This is a genomic window from Vibrio sp. Vb0598, from assembly GCF_033338935.1.
Lineage (GTDB): Bacteria > Pseudomonadota > Gammaproteobacteria > Enterobacterales > Vibrionaceae > Vibrio > Vibrio alginolyticus.
This window is the reverse complement of record NZ_JAWOTP010000011.1, coordinates 55,664-73,149: the sequence shown is the minus strand read 5'-3', so window position 1 is coordinate 73,149 and position 17,486 is coordinate 55,664. Positions and strand designations below refer to the sequence as shown.

The following is a 17,486-nucleotide window of genomic DNA, read 5'->3' as shown; positions in this document are numbered from 1 at the left end:
GTCCTTAGCTCAGCTGGATAGAGTACCTGGCTACGAACCAGGCGGTCGGAGGTTCGAATCCTCCAGGACGCGCCACTCATTGAAACAGCCTCGCAATTGCGAGGCTTTTTTGTATCTAGACATCTGAAATATGGCGTAGGATCACTAGAGCCTATGTTCCTCTTTTTTAAAAGCGAATATGTGCGTATCTAAGCAATTTGCTATCAAGCTTCTGTCGCATCGTGTGAAATCATCCTGATTATCCCTCCTATACACTGACTTCCATTTTTCATTTCAATCACTCTCATGTAGTCACTTTGTTTGTTATTTGTTTGTTTATTGTTAATCTTGTTCATCTTTTTGTTTTTGTTGGTTTTTACTGCGTGAGTCCCGATTTGATTTTGAAATCTAAATCGCAGTTTTTATTTATGTCCTCCTTTACTCTGTTCGTAAGGTGATAGCGATTTGAAGTGATTATTTTGTCATGAACTGTGATCTGGGTAGTGAATAAATAATCATTTATCAGGATTACTACAAACCTTCCTTAAACAAAATTGACAAAATTTAACCAATCGAGATAATCCATGGGTCGGGATTTGACACTATTAAAGTCCTGCACGTTGTCAGGATGACAAAGAAAGGAAGCAACATGACTAATATAGGAAGCCTGCTAGTAGATGCGGCCACCCTGATGCTAACGGGGATGGCGGTCGTATTTATTTTCCTCACTATTCTTGTTTATCTCGTTCGGTTAATGTCGAAATTGGTACCAGAAGAAGTACCAGAGCCGATCGCAGCACCAAAAACAAACACTAATATTCAATCAACCTCTTCAGCTGTTAGTCCACAAGTAGTGGCGGCGATCTCGGCTGCGATTCATAAACATCGCGCCTCATTCGCGAAGTAGCCGAACTAGGATTAAAAAGGAGTTTAAGAGCATGTCTAAACCACTAGCTATTACTGATGTGGTCCTTCGTGATGCCCATCAATCACTATTTGCTACGCGTATGCGTATTGAGGATATGCTGCCTATCGCAGCTGAGTTGGATAAGGTTGGTTACTGGTCTCTAGAGACTTGGGGCGGTGCAACATTTGATTCTTGTATTCGATTCTTAGGAGAAGACCCTTGGGAGCGTTTACGTGAACTAAAAAAAGCGATGCCTAATACACCAATGCAAATGCTACTGCGTGGTCAAAACCTTTTAGGATACCGCCATTATGCCGACGACGTAGTAGAGAAGTTTGTTGAACGCGCGCATGCTAACGGCATGGATGTATTCCGTATTTTTGATGCAATGAATGACGTGCGAAACTTCCAGAAAGCCGTTAAAGCAACGGTTGATGTTGGTGCGCATGCTCAAGGTACGTTGTCTTACACTACGAGCCCAGTGCATAACGCAGACACTTGGGTTGACTTGGCAAAACGCCTAGAGGATTTAGGTTGTCATTCGCTGTGTATTAAAGATATGTCTGGCTTACTTAAGCCTTATGAAGCGGAAGAGCTTATCACGCGTATCAAAGCGTCTTGTGATGTGCCATTGGCACTTCATTGTCATGCAACAACGGGGCTGTCTACAGCAACAGCGGTAAAAGCAGTAGAAGCCGGTATTGATATTCTTGATACTGCGATTTCTTCAATGAGTTGTACCTACGGCCATACACCGACTGAAACGGTAGTCGCTATGCTAGAAGGCACCGAGCGAGATACCAATTTGAAACTCGAGCAACTGGAACCTATCGCCGCATATTTCCGTGAGGTACGTAAGAAGTATGCGAAGTGGGAAGGCCAGTTAAAAGGAGTCGATTCACGCATCCTGATTGCTCAAGTGCCTGGTGGTATGCTGACCAATATGGAAGGCCAGTTGAAAGAGCAGGGCGCTGCGGATCGCATTGATGAAGTATTAGAAGAGATCCCTCGTGTACGTGAAGATCTTGGTTTCATTCCATTGGTGACTCCAACTTCACAGATCGTCGGTACGCAAGCGGTGATTAACGTTCTTACTGGCGAGCGCTATAAGAGTATTACCAAGGAAACCGCTGGCCTATTGAAAGGTGAGTACGGTCAAGCGCCAGCCGAGTTAAATGCAGAACTGCAAGCGAAAGTGCTTGATGGTAAAGAGCCAATTACCTGTCGTCCTGCCGATTTACTTGAGCCTGAAATGGAGACGCTTACGGTTGATCTGATGGAGAAAGCGAAATCAGAAGGCATTAAGCTAGCAAGTGAGCGTGTTGATGACGTACTCACTTATGCACTTTTCCCTCAAGTTGGACTTAAGTTCCTTAAGAATCGTGAAAACCCAGAAGCATTTGAGCCAGCACCAACGCTAGAAGCTGCGAAGCCTGCTGTACCTGTAGCTCAACCAGCAACTGGTGGTGTAGAAACTTATAGTGTACGTGTTGACGGACAGGTGTATGAGGTGGAAGTTGGCCCTCAAGGTGAACTGACATCTGTTGCTCCTTCTAATGCACCGGCAAAATCGGCTACACCTAGCACACCTTCTAATGCTTCAGCTGAAGCGGTGCCTGCTCCTCTTGCAGGTAACATCTTCAAAGTGAATGTTCAGCCTGGTGCTGAGGTAGCTGAAGGCGATGTATTGCTCATCCTTGAAGCGATGAAAATGGAAACTGAAGTACGAGCGGCGCGTGGTGGTGTGGTTCAAGAGCTGAACGTTAAAGAAGGCGATGCTGTCACAGTAGGTGCGCCTCTGTTGAGCCTGGCGTAAGGGAGTATCATGGACGGATTGTTAACCCTTTGGGCAGAAACAGGGATCGCTAACTTCGAGTTCGGCCAAATCTGTATGATGCTGGTTGGTTGTACTTTGCTGTTTTTGGCAATTAAAAAAGGATTTGAACCTTTACTGTTATTGCCGATTGGTTTCGGTGCTATTTTGGCGAATATTCCAAATGCTGGCTTTACTGAGCCTGGTGGCTTACTCTACTACGTTTACTACATTGGGATTGAATCGGGTGTGTTCCCGCTATTGATCTTCATGGGTGTGGGCGCGATGACCGACTTTGGTGCTTTGATCGCAAACCCAAAAACGTTGTGGTTAGGTGCGGCTGCGCAGTTTGGTATTTTTGCAACACTGTTTGGCGCTATTTTACTCAACTATGTACCTGGCATGGAGTTTTCCATGGCGGATGCATCGTCTATCGCGATCATCGGTGGTGCTGATGGGCCAACAGCGATTTTCTTAGCGAGTAAGCTCTCTCCAGATCTGCTAGGTGCGATTGCAGTCGCGGCATACAGCTATATGGCATTGGTGCCGATCATCCAGCCACCAATCATGAAAGCACTGACAACCAAGGAAGAGCGTCAAATCAAGATGGCTCAGCTTCGTCATGTTGGTAAATGGGAGAAAGTCATCTTCCCGCTTGCTGTATTACTGATGACGATTCTGTTCTTACCTTCAGCTACGCCATTGGTTGGTATGTTCTGTTTGGGTAACTTGATGCGTGAAGCTGGTGTGGTCGATCGTTTATCGAAAACTGCTCAAAATGAATTGATCAACATAGTGACTATCTTTTTAGGTCTTGGTGTTGGTTCTAAGCTGCAAGCTGAGCAGTTCTTGAACCTAGAAACGTTAGGTATCTTGGGGTTAGGCGCAGTTGCATTTAGTATCGGTACTGGTGCGGGCGTCCTGATGGCGAAACTGCTTAACAAGTTCTCGAAAGAAGACATCAACCCACTTATTGGTGCGGCTGGCGTTTCTGCGGTACCAATGGCCGCGCGAGTCGTAAACAAAGTTGGTTTACAAGCTAACCCGCAAAACTTTTTGTTAATGCATGCGATGGGACCAAACGTTGCTGGTGTGCTGGGTTCAGCCGTTGCGGCTGGTATATTGTTAGCACTTGTTGGTTAGACATTATTGAAAATGGAATGATCAACCAATTTACAAAATCACGATTAACTTAGGTTAACAAAATGGTTTATAGTCAAAGGGATGCTTTCGCATCCCTTTTTGTTTTCTTGCAGGGAATGGTTTATGGAACACAAACAGATCGTTATCACTGAGTTTGGTGATGCCAACGTACTCGCGATTCAACATGCTTCTACACCATCACCACAGCCTGGTGAAGTCTTAGTAAAAGTCGCTTTTTCAGGCGTAAATCCTATTGATGTCAAAACTCGAGCTGGGCTCGGTTGGGCGGCAGCGCAGAATAAGGATAATTTACCTTGGGTGCCAGGTTACGACATCTCAGGAAAAGTGATGTCTTGTGGAGAGGGGGTATCACGTTTTAATGAAGGTGATGAGGTGGCTGGATTTATTGGTTTCCCAGTTCGAGGCGGTGGTTACAGTCAATACATATGTGTTCCAGAAACTGAGTTAAGTCATGTTCCTAGCTCTGTCACTTTGGAGGCAGCTGCTGCATTACCGTTGGCGGGACAAACTGCGGCACAAGCTCTCAGTAAGGCTAATGTGAATGAAAACGATCGCGTACTTATCCTCGCTGGTGCCGGTGGTGTTGGACACCTCGCGGTACAAATTGCGATCGCGACGAAAGCGGAAGTCTTTACAACCTGCAGTGAACGAAATTTAGATTACCTTGCGACGCTCGGTGCTCATGCAGTGAACTATCAATTTGCACCAGTGTCAGAACGTGTTGAAGATGTTGATGTTTTGATTGATTTAGTAGGCGGAGATGCTGCGTTAGATGCGCTTAAATGCCTGAAAGACAATGCGAGAGTCATCACCGTTCCAACCATCACAGCTGAGCTGATTTGTGAAAAAGCCAAACTCCTAGGCTTTGAGGCTAGTGGCATGTTGGTTGAACCAGACCCTGCGCAGTTAGATACCTTGTTGTACATGGTCGGCGTTGGCTTACTGAAGACTGAAATTCAACAGGTTTATCCTATGAGTGATGTCATTGGTGCTCACCAGCAGGTCGAATCAGGAAGAACCAGAGGCAAGGTGTTGCTTGATATGACATGCTAGAAGCATTTAACACGAGTTTTGAAAGTTTAGCGCTTTGGTTTTCAGATTCAGCATTATGGGTGCTTTTCATGACCGGTTTTCTCAGTGCCACGTTGTTGCCTGGTGGTTCTGAGGCGGGCTTAGTTGCCACTCTCTCATTAAATCAATACTCCGTTTCTTCAATTGTTATGGTCGCTACTATCGGTAATACGCTTGGTGGCTTAACAAATTATTGGCTTGGCTTGTGGATTCCCAACAAAGCACAAGAGGAAAAGCACGGTCATACCGCATTAAAGTGGCTCTCTAAGTATGGCTATTGGGGGTTATTTTTTAGCTGGTTACCTGTAATAGGAGACCCGCTGTGTTTAGCCGCAGGGTGGCTAAGAATGAAGTTTCTGCCTTGCGTGATTTTAATATTTTTAGGAAAGGCTGCTAGGTATAGCTTACTTGCGGCCATCTATCTCGGATTATTTTAAGGAAAGTACATGAAGATGTTTTGGGTTGGCGCGTGTTCACTGTTGGTGATCACGGGCTGTGCATCAAATACGCCAGTTTCATCACTGCCGAAAGGGGTAACTTTCGTTGAGTCATCGAAAGCTGAAGAAGGCAAAGTTAAGATTCCATACCAAAAGTATAAACTCGATAATGGTTTAACGGTGATCTTAGCTCCTGAAGATTCTGACCCATTGGTCCATGTGGATGTGACTTACCATGTTGGTTCAGCTCGTGAAGAAGTGGGTAAGTCTGGTTTTGCGCATTTCTTTGAGCACATGATGTTCCAAGGCTCAGAGAACGTTGGTGACCAAGAGCACTTCAGAATCATCACAGAGGCTGGCGGCACGTTAAATGGTACAACAAACCGCGATCGTACTAACTACTTTGAAACTGTCCCTGCTAACCAGCTCGAGAAAATGCTGTGGTTAGAGTCTGACCGTATGGGCTTTTTGCTGGATGCGGTTTCTCAACGCAAATTTGAAATTCAGCGTTCGACTGTAAAAAATGAGCGAGCTCAGCGTTACGATAATCGTCCTTATGGCTTGATTTGGGAGCGCATGTCCGAAGCGCTATATCCTGAAGGTCATCCGTATTCGTGGCAAACCATTGGTTATGTTGAAGATCTTGATCGTGTTGATGTGAACGACCTCAAAGCGTTTTTCTTGCGTTGGTATGGCCCAAACAATGCGACTATCACGATCGGTGGTGACTTAGACGTTGAACAAACTCTAGAGTGGGTAAATAAGTACTTCGGTTCGATTCCTCGTGGTCCTGAGGTTGAAAATGCGCCGAAACAACCTGCAAAACTGCAAGAAGACAAATACATCACGCTAGAAGATCGTATTCAACAACCTATGGTGATGATCGCGTGGCCAACAACCTACAACGGCGAAGAAAGCCAAGCGTCTCTCGACACGTTATCAGAAGTATTGGGTGGCGGTACCAACAGCGTGCTCTATCAAGACCTAGTGAAGACTCAAAAAGCGGTCGATGCTGGTTCATTCCATGACTGTGCTGAACTGGCGTGTAACTTTTACGTTTACGCAATGGGTGATTCTGGAGATAAAGGCGACCTATCAAAACTGTACGACGAGCTTTTACAATCACTGAATCAGTTTGCGGAAAAAGGCGTGACAGAAGATCGCCTTGAGCAGTTGAAGGGTAAAGCGGAAGCGGATGCTATTTTTGCGCTAGAAAGCGTTAAAGGTAAAGTGACTCAGTTGGCTTCCAACGAGACATTTTTCGGCGATCCTGATCGTCTTGAGCAACAGCTTGAACAAATCCGTGCAGTTACGCCGACTTCGGTAGAAAAAGCGTATACGGACTTTATCCAAGGTAAGAACAAAGTGACCCTAAGCGTGGTCCCAAAAGGAAAAACAGACCTTGTCGTAAAACCTGCGACCTTTGTGACACCAAAGCGTACGTTGCCAGAATATGAGAAGATTTCCGATGACCAATTGGCGTATCGTCGTGCGACCGATAACTTCGATCGCTCAGTGCAACCGCCAGTAGGAGAACCAGTGAAAGCGACGATGCCAGAGCTGTACGAGTTACATTTCAAGAATGGCTCAGAGCTGCTTGGTGCAGTTAGCGATGAAACGCCGACGGTGATGATGCAATTTAGTCTACCTGCCGGGACACGTTTTGTTGAAAAGGGTAAAGAAGGTCTTGCCCAATTGACCGCTGCGATGTTGCAAGAAGGCACAACGAAACGCAGTGTCGAAGAGATTCAAGCTGAGCTTGATAAACTGGGTAGTGTTATCTCTGTTAATGCCACAGGTTATACAACAAACATCAGTGTTTCTGCTCTAGAAAAGAACTTAGAGCCGACGTTAAAAATTGTCGAAGAGATGTTGCTGTCTCCTGCATTTAATCAAGATGATTTCGAGCGTGTAAAAATGCAAGCGCTAGAAGGCCTGGTATATGAGCACCAAAATCCAAGTTGGATGGCGTCACAAGCGAGTCGCCAGGTGCTCTATGGGGATTCGGTTTTTGCTCGACCAAAAGACGGCACGCAAGCAGGTGTCAGTGCATTAACGTTGGATGATGTCCGTGAATTCTACTCGAAGCATTACACGCCACAAAGTGCGCAAATCGTCGTTGTTGGTGACATCAATAAACAGGAAATTGAGCAGCAACTGACGTTCTGGAAAAACTGGCAAGATGAAGCTGCGCCATTGTATGCACCGCAAAGCATTGCTGCATTAGGTGAGCAAAAGATCCATCTTGTTGATAAACCAGGAGCGCCGCAAAGTGTGGTCATGATGGTTCGTCAAGGTATGCCTTACGACGCAACGGGCGATTTTTACCTAAGCCAACTGGCAAACTTCAACTTAGCTGGGAACTTCAATAGCCGCATTAACCAAAATCTACGTGAAGACAAGGGTTACACATACGGTGCTTACGGCTACTTCTCTGGTAATCCAGAAACAGGCTCGGTGGTTTTCACCGCGCAAGTACGAGCGGATGCAACGGTTGCTTCGATCATTGAGATGGAAAATGAGCTAAATGAATACTCGCAGTCAGGTATTACTGATGAAGAGATGAAATTTATGCGTCAAGCGGTCGGTCAAAAAGATGCACTGAAATATGAAACGCCAACACAAAAAGCGGAGCTCATCAGTGATATTCTTAAGTACAACCTCGATCATGATTACTTGCAGCAAAGAAACGCTATCGTAGAAAAAGTCGATAAGCAGACGTTGAATGCGCTGGCTCAGAAATGGTTTGATCCAAATGACTATCAAATTATCGTCGTTGGTGATGCTAAATCGTTGCGTCCTCAATTAGAAAAGTTGGGGAAAGACGTAGAAGAGCTTGAAATCATTCGATAGAGTACACATTTAATAGCGGAGAAACGTTTCTCCGCTATTCATCTAGATAAGCAACTTTTCGTGGGTTATTTATCTAGATGCCTTAACTATCAATAACTTAGCTTACACTTGTGTTATGTAACAAGTGTCCTGCTCCCAATATAAGCGAACCTCATTTTGACTGATTTTGCTGCGCGACTAAAAAAAGTTGCATCAAACCCCGAAGTATTTAAGCAGTTTGGACGCGGTGTTGAGCGAGAAACTTTGCGCTATCGTCAGGATGGACATCTAGCTACAACTCCTCATCCTGAAGGGTTAGGCTCTGCGTTCACAAATCAATGGATCACAACGGATTTTTCGGAATCATTGTTAGAGTTCATTACGCCTGTGTCACATGAAATTCCAGAACTGATGGCACAGCTGAAAGATATCCATCATTTCACTCAAACCAAAATGGGTGAAGAGAAAATGTGGCCACTATCAATGCCTTGCTACGTAGGCTCAGAGGATGATATTCAGTTAGCCCAGTATGGCTCTTCGAATGCAGCGAAAATGAAAACGCTGTACCGAGAAGGCCTAAAGCGTCGCTATGGCAGCCTGATGCAAATTATTTCAGGTGTCCATTTTAACTTCTCGTTTTCTGAAACATTTTGGGATGCGCTCTATGGCGAGCAAGATGAACAAGCCCGCCAAGATGCTAAGTCTGATGCGTACTTTGCGTTGATCCGTAATTACTACCGCTTTGGCTGGATGATTCCCTACTTCTTTGGTGCATCACCAGCGTTATGTGGCTCTTTTATTCAAGGTCGTGAAACCGATCTGCCATTCGAGAAGATTGGCGGGACATTATATTTGCCGAAGTCGACGTCTTTGCGTTTGAGCGATCTTGGCTATACCAATAGTGCTCAAAGTGTGCTGAAAATTGGTTTTAACAGCATTGACCAATACCTCGATGGTTTGAGTGATGCGATTCGCCACCCATCAGAAGAGTTTGCGAAAATTGGGGTAAAAGTGGATGGTGAATACCGCCAGCTTAATTCCAATATCTTACAAATTGAGAATGAACTGTACGCTCCGATTCGTCCAAAACGTGTATCGAAAAGTGGTGAGAAGCCTTCAGATGCGTTACGACGCGGTGGTGTCGAATACATTGAAGTTCGTTCTCTAGATGTTAACCCATTCAGCGCAGTGGGCTTAAATGAAGAGCAAGTACGATTCTTGGATCTCTTCCTTACCTGGGCGGCCTTGTCAGACTCAGATCCTATGGATAACTGTGAATTAGAGTGTTGGCGCGATAACTGGAATAAAGTCATTGTTTCTGGCCGTGAAAAAGGTCTAATGCTGCAAATTGGTTGTCAAGGTGAACGTCTATCTCTACAAGATTGGGCACACCGAGTTTTCGTCGAGTTACGTCAAATAGCACAGCAAATGGATATGACCGCTGGTGGCAGTGCATACCAAGATGTGTGTAATCAACTCGAGACATGGATTGATAACCCAGAACTAACGATCTCTGGTCAACTATTAGAGCTAACGAAAGAGCTGGGTGGGCTAGGTAAAGTTGGTTGTACTCTTGGTATGAAGTACCGTGATGAAAACCTAGCTCACGGTTATCAGTACTACTCACAAGATACGATGGAAACGGAAGTAGCGTCGTCCGTGGAAAAACAAAAGCAAGCAGAGCAGAGTGACACGCTTTCTTTTGATGATTTTTTGGAAGATTACTTTGCTTACCTGAAGCAGTAATGACTAACTAAGGATTGGTGGGGTTGAACATTAAGTCGTCAGTAGTAGCGGTACTTGGAGGCGTGCTACTTGCAGGTTGTGCTACGGCACCGCCAAAGCAGCAGAATAACTTATGCGAGATATTCCGAGAGAAATCCGGTTGGTACGATGATGCCAAAGATATGGAAGATGAATGGGGGACCCCTATTCATGTCGCTATGGCCATCATTAAACAAGAAAGCAGCTTTCGGCACGATGCAAAACCACCTAAAGATTATTTGCTAGGGTTTATTCCTTGGGGACGAGTCAGCAGTGCGTATGGTTACGCTCAAGCTCAAGACCCTGCTTGGGAAGACTTCCAAGATGCCACAGGTCAGGGTGGCTCTCGTACCAACTTCGATGATTCTATGATGTTTGTCGGTTGGTATACTCATGAAACACGGCGTCAGCTAGGGATTTCATTATGGGATCCCTATAACCAGTATCTGGCTTATCATGAAGGGCGAGGTGGGTATAAGCGAGGTACTTATAATCGAAAGCCTAGTTTAATCAAAGTCGCTCGACGTGTTGAACAAACAGCGAAAACTTATGGCTGGCAGCTGAAGCAATGTCGTCAGGAATTAGAAGACAACAGCAGCTGGTTCTTTTAGCCCACAGTCAGTTCATGTGCTGTAGGGATGAATGACATTTATCCATTACCGAAAGGTACTGGAGTTACAATCAGGAGAGATGTAATGCCTTTACTCGATAGTTTTACCGTGGACCACACTCGTATGAATGCACCCGCTGTACGAGTGGCGAAAACCATGCAGACCCCAAAAGGGGATACGATTACTGTTTTCGACTTACGCTTTACTGCGCCAAACAAAGACATTCTTTCTGAAAAAGGTATTCACACCCTAGAGCACCTTTATGCAGGCTTTATGCGTAATCACCTAAACGGTGATTCTGTTGAGATCATCGATATTTCGCCTATGGGTTGCCGCACAGGTTTTTACATGAGCCTGATTGGCACACCATCAGAGCAGCAAGTCGCAGATGCTTGGATTGCAGCAATGGAAGATGTGCTGAAGGTAGAAAGTCAGAATAAGATCCCTGAACTTAACGAATACCAATGCGGCACGGCAGCAATGCACTCTTTAAAAGAAGCACAACAGATCGCAAAGAACATTTTGGATGCTGGTGTTTCGGTGAACAAAAATGATGAACTTGCTTTGCCTGAGTCGATGTTAAAAGAGTTGCGCATCGACTAGGTGCTCATTAAGAAGCATATTGCCCCAATAAGTAAAAAAGCCTGACATGAGTCAGGCTTTTCTTTTGGTTATTTGGATGTCGATTTTTTCTTCTTCGGATAAACACGAACGAGCTTGATGCGGTTTTCTTCAATCTCAACAAGCTCCATTGGATGACCAGCCACTCTCACGCTTAAATGGCTCTCTGGAATATCTTCCAGGTGCTCCAAAATAAGGCCGTTTAACGTTCTTGGGCCATCCGTTGGTAAATCCCATTTCAGGCCTTTGTTAATATCTCGAATATTGGTGCTGCCTTCAATAAGGAAGCTTCCGTCACCTTGAGGACTGATCTCATCAGAGAGGCTTGGAGAAATTGACGTCGTGAACTCACCAATGATCTCTTCCAGAATATCTTCAAGAGTAATTAGACCGATGATATCACCGTACTCATCCACGATCAGACCGATACGTTGCTTGTTACGTTGGAATTTTAACATTTGCACGTTCAGTGGTGTGCCTTCTGGGATGTAATAGACCTCATCAGCAGCACGTAATAGCGTTTCTTTGTTGAATTCGTTCTTTTCCAACATCAGACGATAAGCTTCACGCAAGCGCAGCATGCCAACCACTTCATCAATTTGGTCACGATAGAAAACTATGCGTCCATGTGGTGAGTGTGTTAGCTGGCGAACAATGGATTTCCAGTCGTCGTTAATATCAATACCGGTAATTTCATTGCGTGGGACCATAATGTCGTTCACGGTGACGTGCTCAAGATCTAAAATAGACACTAGCATGTCTTGGTGTCGGCGAGGGATCAAACCGCCAGCTTCATTTACCACCGTACGCAGCTCATCGGAGCTAAGATGATCTTCTGCTGAGTGATCCGCTCTTACACCAAGTAAGCGGATAAAGCCATTCGTAATAAAGTTAACAAGCATCACTAAAGGCGACAGTAACTTCATCAGTATGGTCAATAATATACTGCTCGCGTAGGACACACGTTCAGGGTAAAGCGCTGCAATTGTTTTAGGGGTAACCTCGGCAAAAACCAATACAACCATAGTTAGTGCACCGGTTGCGATAGCGACACCTAAATCACCATACAAACGCATACCAATAATGGTCGCGATAGCAGACGCGAGAATATTAACGAGGTTGTTGCCGATAAGAATAAGACCAATCAAACGATCTGGACGGTCTAATAGTCTTTCGACTCGCTTAGCACCCTTATGCCCGTTTTTGGCTAAGTGTTTTAAGCGATAACGATTCAGAGACATCATCCCTGTTTCTGAACCGGAAAAGTAACCTGATATGACGATAAGACACGCGAGTAGCGCAAACAAGATACCCGTAGAGATGTCGTCCAAAACGTTGCTGTTCCTTGTAAGTATTGGGTTATATAACGGTTGAGTAAGTCCGTTAAGTCAAAGAGTTAAGGCGTACTGTATTTTATCTAGCCTAAAATATAAAGGATAGGAGCCCTAGAGCTCCTTAATTCAAGATGATTTCTTTTACAAAGCGACTGCCAAAATATGCCAGAGTCAACAGTGTTGCTCCTGCAACAGCGAACCATGTGACTTTTCTACCACGCCAGCCTTTTTGATAGTGACCCCAAAGTAGTATTGAGTACACCACCCAAGCGATGAAAGAAAGAATGCCCTTATGTGCCTTACCTTGGGCAAACATATCCTGCACAAAGACAAAGCCAGTAATGAGCGTGGCAGTTAACAATAAGTTACCGATCAAAATAATTTTGAAGAGTTGACGCTCCACCATTAATAGAGGCGGCAGGTTTGGGTTAATCGCCAAAGATTTTTTTGCTTTCAGTTTGTGATCCAGCCAAGCCAACTGAAGCGCATAGAGTGCCCCGATAGTTAAAGTCGCGTATGAGAAGAGCGCAAATGAAATATGAATGAGTAGCTTAGGGTCATTCTCTAGGTGCTTTATAAACGTGCTTGGCAAAAATGTGGCAGCAGATAAATTGATGGCAGCAAAGCTATAAACGACAGGCAATAAAAACCACAGTCGGTTTTTCAACATAGCAAGGCTCATGACCAGAGAAATAATAAAACTGATCAAAGAAGCCACGTTGAGAATACTCAGGTTTTGACCTGAACCATCAAAAATCAGATCACTCAAAATCCACGCATGAAAAACAAGCGCACAGGCAGCACTAGCAAACACTGTTTTTGCTTTGATTCCTGACTGTTGTGAGAGTCCGGGTATGATGGTCGCAATCGCCAAGACATAAAGTATGGCGGCCGCGATGGCTATTAAGCTATCCATGAATCCTAAATATTATTGTGCACGATGGAGAAATTATACCTTGCATTACACTTTGGGGCTACGTTATATCCGACATCAATCGTGAGAGATGAGATATTGAAATTAATAAGTTACCGCACCATATATAAATAGAGACAAGAATAGGACAGCGGTACGGGTATGACTCAGACCTTGGCTAATGTATACTCACACTAATTAATCGCCATTTTAGCGAAGAGACAAAGATGTTTGAGAATTTAACGGATCGATTATCCAAAACGCTGAAAAATATCAGTGGCAAAGGTCGTCTGACCGAAGACAACATTAAAGAAACCCTACGTGAAGTCCGAATGGCTCTACTTGAAGCTGACGTTGCGCTTCCGGTCGTTCGTGAATTTGTGAACCGCGTTAAAGAAAAAGCGGTGGGCGTAGAAGTTTCTAAATCTCTGACTCCAGGTCAGGAATTTATCAAGATCGTTCAAACAGAACTTGAAGCCGTAATGGGTGAGTCGAATGAGGCGCTAAACCTTGCCGCTCAACCACCTGCTGTGCTTCTTATGGCAGGTCTACAAGGTGCGGGTAAAACCACATCGGTAGGTAAGTTATCTAAGCTTCTAAAAGAACGTGACAAGAAGAAAGTTTTGGTTGTGTCTGCCGACGTTTACCGTCCTGCGGCAATCAAGCAGCTTGAAACACTGGCATCAGACATCGGTGTTGACTTCTTCCCATCATCACCAGACCAAAAGCCTATTGATATCGCCAATGCAGCGATTGACCATGCGAAGAAAAAATTCTACGACGTACTTATTGTCGATACCGCAGGTCGTTTGGCAATTGATGAAGAGATGATGGGGGAGATCAAAGATCTTCACGCAGCTATCAACCCAGTAGAAACGCTATTTGTTGTTGACGCCATGACGGGTCAAGACGCAGCAAATACAGCAAAAGCCTTTGGCGATGCGCTACCTCTTACCGGTGTAGTTCTAACTAAGGTTGATGGTGATGCTCGTGGTGGTGCGGCACTTTCAGTACGCCATGTCACGGGCAAACCAATCAAATTCTTGGGTGTCGGTGAAAAAACTGACGCGCTAGAACCGTTCCACCCAGATCGTGTTGCTTCACGTATTCTTGGCATGGGTGACGTTCTGTCTTTGATTGAAGACCTACAACGCAACGTTGACCAAGAAAAGGCAGAAAAGTTAGCGAAGAAGTTCAAAGAGAAGAAAGGTTTCGACCTTGAAGATTTCCGTGAACAGCTAGGCCAGATGCAAAACATGGGCGGCATGATGGGGATGATGGATAAGCTTCCAGGAATGTCCCAGCTACCAGACAATGTGAAAGATAAAGTCGATGACAAGATGTTCAAACAGATGGAAGCGATCATCAGCTCCATGACAATGAAAGAACGTCAACGCCCAGAAATTATCAAGGGCTCGCGCAAGAAGCGTATCGCGGCTGGTTCTGGTGTGCAGGTTCAAGATGTAAACCGCTTACTAAAACAGTTCACCCAAATGCAGAAAATGATGAAAAAGATGCAAAAAGGTGGCATGAAAGGCATGATGCGCAACATGCAAGGCATGATGGGCGGCATGGGTGGTGGCGGTGGCTTCAACCCATTTGGTCGTTAATTAATCGATCACGCATAGATTCAGGGTGTTAGGTACGTCACAAACTTTAAATTCAATTTATGTTGGTGAAAAAGTAACTAAACTCCTTGCATTGCTCCGGGAGAAGAGTAAAATTCCGGAGCTTTATTTTGGCACGAGACCCCAAACTGTTTAATTTCTTGAATGGTTTTTGGGGTTAATTTTATTTTTGAGAAAGCAAAGAGGACGACATGGTAACCATTCGTTTGGCACGTCACGGCGCTAAAAAGCGTCCATTTTATCAAATCGTAGTAGCGGACAGCCGCAACGCTGCAACTGGCCGTTTCATCGAGAAAGTTGGTTTCTTCAACCCAACTGCTAAAGGTCAAGAAGAAGGTCTACGTCTAGACCTAGACCGCGTTAACCACTGGGTTGGTCAAGGCGCGTCAGTATCTGACCGTGTTGCTAAGCTAGTTAAAGACGCTCAAAAAGCGGCTTAATTTTTTACTTGAAAAGTAGAAACTAGTTTATGTCGATGAAAGGTAAAGAAACAATGAGCAACGAAAAGATTGTTGTAGGCAAGTTTGGTGCTACTTACGGCATTCGTGGTTGGCTTAAGGTTTTTTCCTACACAGACAATGCTGAAAGCATTTTCGATTACAGCCCTTGGTACATTAACCAAAAGGGCAAGTGGGTTGAGTACAAAGTAGAAAGCTGGAAGCGCCATAACAAAGGTATGGTGGCTAAGCTGGAAGGCATGGATGTTCGTGAAGACGCACATCTAATGACGAACTTTGAAATTGCTATTGACCCTGCGGTACTTCCTGAATTGTCAGAAGATGAGTTCTACTGGCGCGAATTGTTTGGGATGCAAGTTGTAACCACTAAAGGTTACGATCTAGGTGTTGTTACTGACATGCTAGAAACTGGCTCAAACGATGTTCTGGTTGTTAAAGCAAATCTTAAAGATGCTTTCGGGCAGAAGGAACGATTAATCCCGTTCCTTGAAGAGCAAGTGATCATTAATGTTGATCGCGAAGCTCAACGGATCGAAGTTGACTGGGATCCTGGATTCTAATCTCCAAAATTACAGAGCGAGATAAACATGTGGGTTGGCGTTATTAGCCTTTTTCCAGAAATGTTCCGTTCTGTTACTGATTTTGGAGTAACAGGTCAAGCGGTTAAAAAAGGTCTTTTGTCGATTGAGACTTGGAATCCTAGAGATTTCACTCACGACAAACATCGCACAGTCGATGACCGACCTTACGGTGGTGGCCCTGGTATGTTAATGATGGTTCAGCCTTTGCGCGATGCCATTCATACCGCGAAAGCAGCCTCACCGGGCAAGACGAAAGTCATCTACCTTTCTCCTCAAGGTCGCAAGCTCGACCAGAAAGGAGTGGAAGAACTGGCAACGAATGAGAACTTGCTTCTGATTTGTGGTCGTTATGAAGGGGTAGATGAGCGCATCATTCAATCTGAAGTCGACGAAGAATGGTCGATTGGTGATTTTGTGATGACGGGTGGTGAGATACCAGCCATGACGTTAATCGACTCTGTCTCTCGGTTTGTTCCGGGTGTACTAGGGGATTTCGCGTCAGCAGAAGAAGACTCTTTTGCAAATGGCTTGTTAGATTGCCCTCACTATACGCGTCCAGAAGTATTGGATGACAAAGAGGTACCAGCGGTACTGATGTCAGGCAATCACAAGGACATTCGTCAATGGCGACTCAAGCAGTCGTTGGGCCGTACTTGGCTAAGAAGACCAGAGCTCCTGGAAAACCTAGCTCTGACTGACGAACAGGAACAATTACTTGCTGAGTTTGTTAATGAGCATAAAGCCATTAAAGAACATAACGCAAAGTAACCTAATTTATTTAGTATCAGTTTATTCTAGGAATTTAAAAAATGAGTAACATCATCAAAGCTCTTGAAGAAGAGCAAATGAAATCAGACCTACCTAAATTTGCACCAGGTGACACTGTTGTAGTTCAAGTTAAGGTAAAAGAAGGTGACCGTGAGCGTCTACAGGCTTTCGAAGGCGTTGTAATCGCAATCCGTAACCGTGGTCTACACTCTGCTTTCACTGTACGTAAGATCTCTAACGGTGAAGGTGTTGAGCGTACGTTCCAAACACACTCTCCAATCGTTGATAGCATCGAAGTTAAACGCCGTGGTGCAGTACGTCGTGCCAAGTTGTACTACCTACGTGAGCGTTCTGGTAAGTCTGCTCGTATCAAAGAGAAACTTGCTAAGAAGTAATGCTATAACTAGCGTTCTCATCTTAAACGGAGTCCTTTTAGGGCTCCGTTTTTTTATTTGTGTAATTAGCTTGCTCGTTTCTTTTCGCCCGACCTGCACTGTCGATGCTCATGCACTGACGTACACTCCACGCCTCTGTCTTGTTGTGAATAGATTCCTGATGTCGCTATGGCTCCTCGGAATGACAGGAAATGATGGTCAAAGATTACA

The 17,486-nt window shown here is 44.8% G+C and carries 16 protein-coding genes; 14 read left to right on the top strand and 2 right to left on the bottom strand.

Features of this window, described 5'->3' with window-relative positions; all coding sequences use genetic code 11:
* Positions 1-628: 628 nt before the first annotated feature.
* The 9 genes from R7Q38_RS12890 (at position 629) to luxS (ending at position 11,181) form a co-directional block, all read left to right on the top strand.
* Entirely contained in the window at positions 629-886 is a 258-nt protein-coding gene (locus R7Q38_RS12890; protein ID WP_005379932.1) for an oxaloacetate decarboxylase subunit gamma, read from the top strand.
* Positions 887-917: 31 nt separating this feature from the next.
* Positions 918-2,702: a sodium-extruding oxaloacetate decarboxylase subunit alpha gene (oadA, locus tag R7Q38_RS12885; RefSeq protein WP_053306769.1), complete on the top strand. Its 1,785-nt coding sequence runs from the start codon at positions 918-920 to the stop codon at positions 2,700-2,702.
* Positions 2,703-2,711: 9 nt separating this feature from the next.
* Entirely contained in the window at positions 2,712-3,842 is a 1,131-nt protein-coding gene (locus R7Q38_RS12880) for a sodium ion-translocating decarboxylase subunit beta (RefSeq protein ID WP_005379935.1), read from the top strand.
* Between the two features lie 123 nt (positions 3,843-3,965).
* The gene (locus R7Q38_RS12875; RefSeq protein WP_137282360.1) at positions 3,966-4,916 is read left to right on the top strand and encodes an NADP-dependent oxidoreductase; all 951 of its coding nucleotides are present in this window, start codon (positions 3,966-3,968) and stop codon (positions 4,914-4,916) included.
* On the top strand, positions 4,910-5,371 hold the full coding sequence (locus R7Q38_RS12870; RefSeq protein ID WP_005379938.1) for a YqaA family protein: 462 nt from the start codon (positions 4,910-4,912) through the stop codon (positions 5,369-5,371). The genes R7Q38_RS12875 and R7Q38_RS12870 overlap by 7 nt, the downstream gene beginning before the upstream one ends.
* A 9-nt stretch (positions 5,372-5,380) precedes the next feature.
* Positions 5,381-8,224, top strand: a complete 2,844-nt coding sequence (locus R7Q38_RS12865) for a M16 family metallopeptidase (protein ID WP_017820389.1) — start codon at positions 5,381-5,383, stop codon at positions 8,222-8,224.
* A gap of 156 nt (positions 8,225-8,380) precedes the next feature.
* Positions 8,381-9,949 carry a glutamate--cysteine ligase gene (gene gshA, locus R7Q38_RS12860; protein WP_151515110.1) on the top strand — a complete coding sequence of 523 codons (1,569 nt, stop codon included), beginning with the start codon at positions 8,381-8,383 and terminating at the stop codon, positions 9,947-9,949.
* Between the two features lie 23 nt (positions 9,950-9,972).
* Entirely contained in the window at positions 9,973-10,578 is a 606-nt protein-coding gene (locus R7Q38_RS12855) for a hypothetical protein (protein ID WP_186584664.1), read from the top strand.
* An 84-nt stretch (positions 10,579-10,662) separates the two neighbouring features.
* A complete protein-coding gene (gene luxS, locus R7Q38_RS12850; RefSeq protein WP_017820391.1) occupies positions 10,663-11,181 on the top strand; it encodes an S-ribosylhomocysteine lyase in 519 nt (172 codons plus the stop codon).
* Between the two features lie 68 nt (positions 11,182-11,249).
* On the opposite strand, the gene R7Q38_RS12845 is transcribed toward luxS, so the two are convergent.
* Together R7Q38_RS12845 and R7Q38_RS12840 are read right to left on the bottom strand one after the other, a co-directional pair.
* Positions 11,250-12,530, bottom strand: coding sequence for an HlyC/CorC family transporter (locus R7Q38_RS12845; protein ID WP_005379948.1), 1,281 nt, complete (start codon positions 12,528-12,530; stop codon positions 11,250-11,252).
* A 124-nt stretch (positions 12,531-12,654) separates the two neighbouring features.
* Positions 12,655-13,449, bottom strand: coding sequence for an inner membrane protein YpjD (locus R7Q38_RS12840; RefSeq protein WP_005379950.1), 795 nt, complete (start codon positions 13,447-13,449; stop codon positions 12,655-12,657).
* Between the two features lie 224 nt (positions 13,450-13,673).
* Here R7Q38_RS12840 and ffh point away from each other — a divergent pair, with 224 nt between their 5' ends.
* The 5 genes from ffh (at position 13,674) to rplS (ending at position 17,276) form a co-directional block, all read left to right on the top strand.
* The gene (gene ffh / locus R7Q38_RS12835) at positions 13,674-15,056 is read left to right on the top strand and encodes a signal recognition particle protein (RefSeq protein WP_005385423.1); all 1,383 of its coding nucleotides are present in this window, start codon (positions 13,674-13,676) and stop codon (positions 15,054-15,056) included.
* A gap of 209 nt (positions 15,057-15,265) precedes the next feature.
* Entirely contained in the window at positions 15,266-15,514 is a 249-nt protein-coding gene (gene rpsP / locus R7Q38_RS12830) for a 30S ribosomal protein S16 (RefSeq protein ID WP_005379962.1), read from the top strand.
* Positions 15,515-15,543: 29 nt separating this feature from the next.
* Complete coding sequence (rimM, locus tag R7Q38_RS12825) at positions 15,544-16,092, top strand: ribosome maturation factor RimM (RefSeq protein ID WP_005379964.1); 549 nt, start codon at positions 15,544-15,546, stop codon at positions 16,090-16,092.
* A gap of 27 nt (positions 16,093-16,119) precedes the next feature.
* Positions 16,120-16,881: a tRNA (guanosine(37)-N1)-methyltransferase TrmD gene (gene trmD, locus R7Q38_RS12820; RefSeq protein ID WP_005385420.1), complete on the top strand. Its 762-nt coding sequence runs from the start codon at positions 16,120-16,122 to the stop codon at positions 16,879-16,881.
* 41 nt (positions 16,882-16,922) lie between these two features.
* Positions 16,923-17,276 (top strand): 50S ribosomal protein L19, encoded by a 354-nt coding sequence (rplS, locus tag R7Q38_RS12815; RefSeq protein WP_005379971.1) that lies wholly within the window; start codon positions 16,923-16,925, stop codon positions 17,274-17,276.
* The last annotated feature ends 210 nt before the right edge of the window (positions 17,277-17,486 follow it).

Bases quoted from the DNA above. Each gene is read 5' to 3' on its own strand.
- R7Q38_RS12890 (WP_005379932.1), top strand. From the start codon at position 629: ATGACTAATATAGGAAGCCTGCTAGTAGATGCGGCCACCCTGATGCTA.
- oadA (WP_053306769.1), top strand. From the start codon at position 918: ATGTCTAAACCACTAGCTATTACTGATGTGGTCCTTCGTGATGCCCAT.
- R7Q38_RS12880 (WP_005379935.1), top strand. From the start codon at position 2,712: ATGGACGGATTGTTAACCCTTTGGGCAGAAACAGGGATCGCTAACTTC.
- R7Q38_RS12875 (WP_137282360.1), top strand. From the start codon at position 3,966: ATGGAACACAAACAGATCGTTATCACTGAGTTTGGTGATGCCAACGTA.
- R7Q38_RS12870 (WP_005379938.1), top strand. From the start codon at position 4,910: ATGCTAGAAGCATTTAACACGAGTTTTGAAAGTTTAGCGCTTTGGTTT.
- R7Q38_RS12865 (WP_017820389.1), top strand. From the start codon at position 5,381: ATGAAGATGTTTTGGGTTGGCGCGTGTTCACTGTTGGTGATCACGGGC.
- luxS (WP_017820391.1), top strand. From the start codon at position 10,663: ATGCCTTTACTCGATAGTTTTACCGTGGACCACACTCGTATGAATGCA.
- R7Q38_RS12840 (WP_005379950.1), bottom strand. From the start codon at position 13,449: ATGGATAGCTTAATAGCCATCGCGGCCGCCATACTTTATGTCTTGGCG.
- ffh (WP_005385423.1), top strand. From the start codon at position 13,674: ATGTTTGAGAATTTAACGGATCGATTATCCAAAACGCTGAAAAATATC.
- rpsP (WP_005379962.1), top strand. From the start codon at position 15,266: ATGGTAACCATTCGTTTGGCACGTCACGGCGCTAAAAAGCGTCCATTT.
- rimM (WP_005379964.1), top strand. From the start codon at position 15,544: ATGTCGATGAAAGGTAAAGAAACAATGAGCAACGAAAAGATTGTTGTA.
- trmD (WP_005385420.1), top strand. From the start codon at position 16,120: ATGTGGGTTGGCGTTATTAGCCTTTTTCCAGAAATGTTCCGTTCTGTT.
- rplS (WP_005379971.1), top strand. From the start codon at position 16,923: ATGAGTAACATCATCAAAGCTCTTGAAGAAGAGCAAATGAAATCAGAC.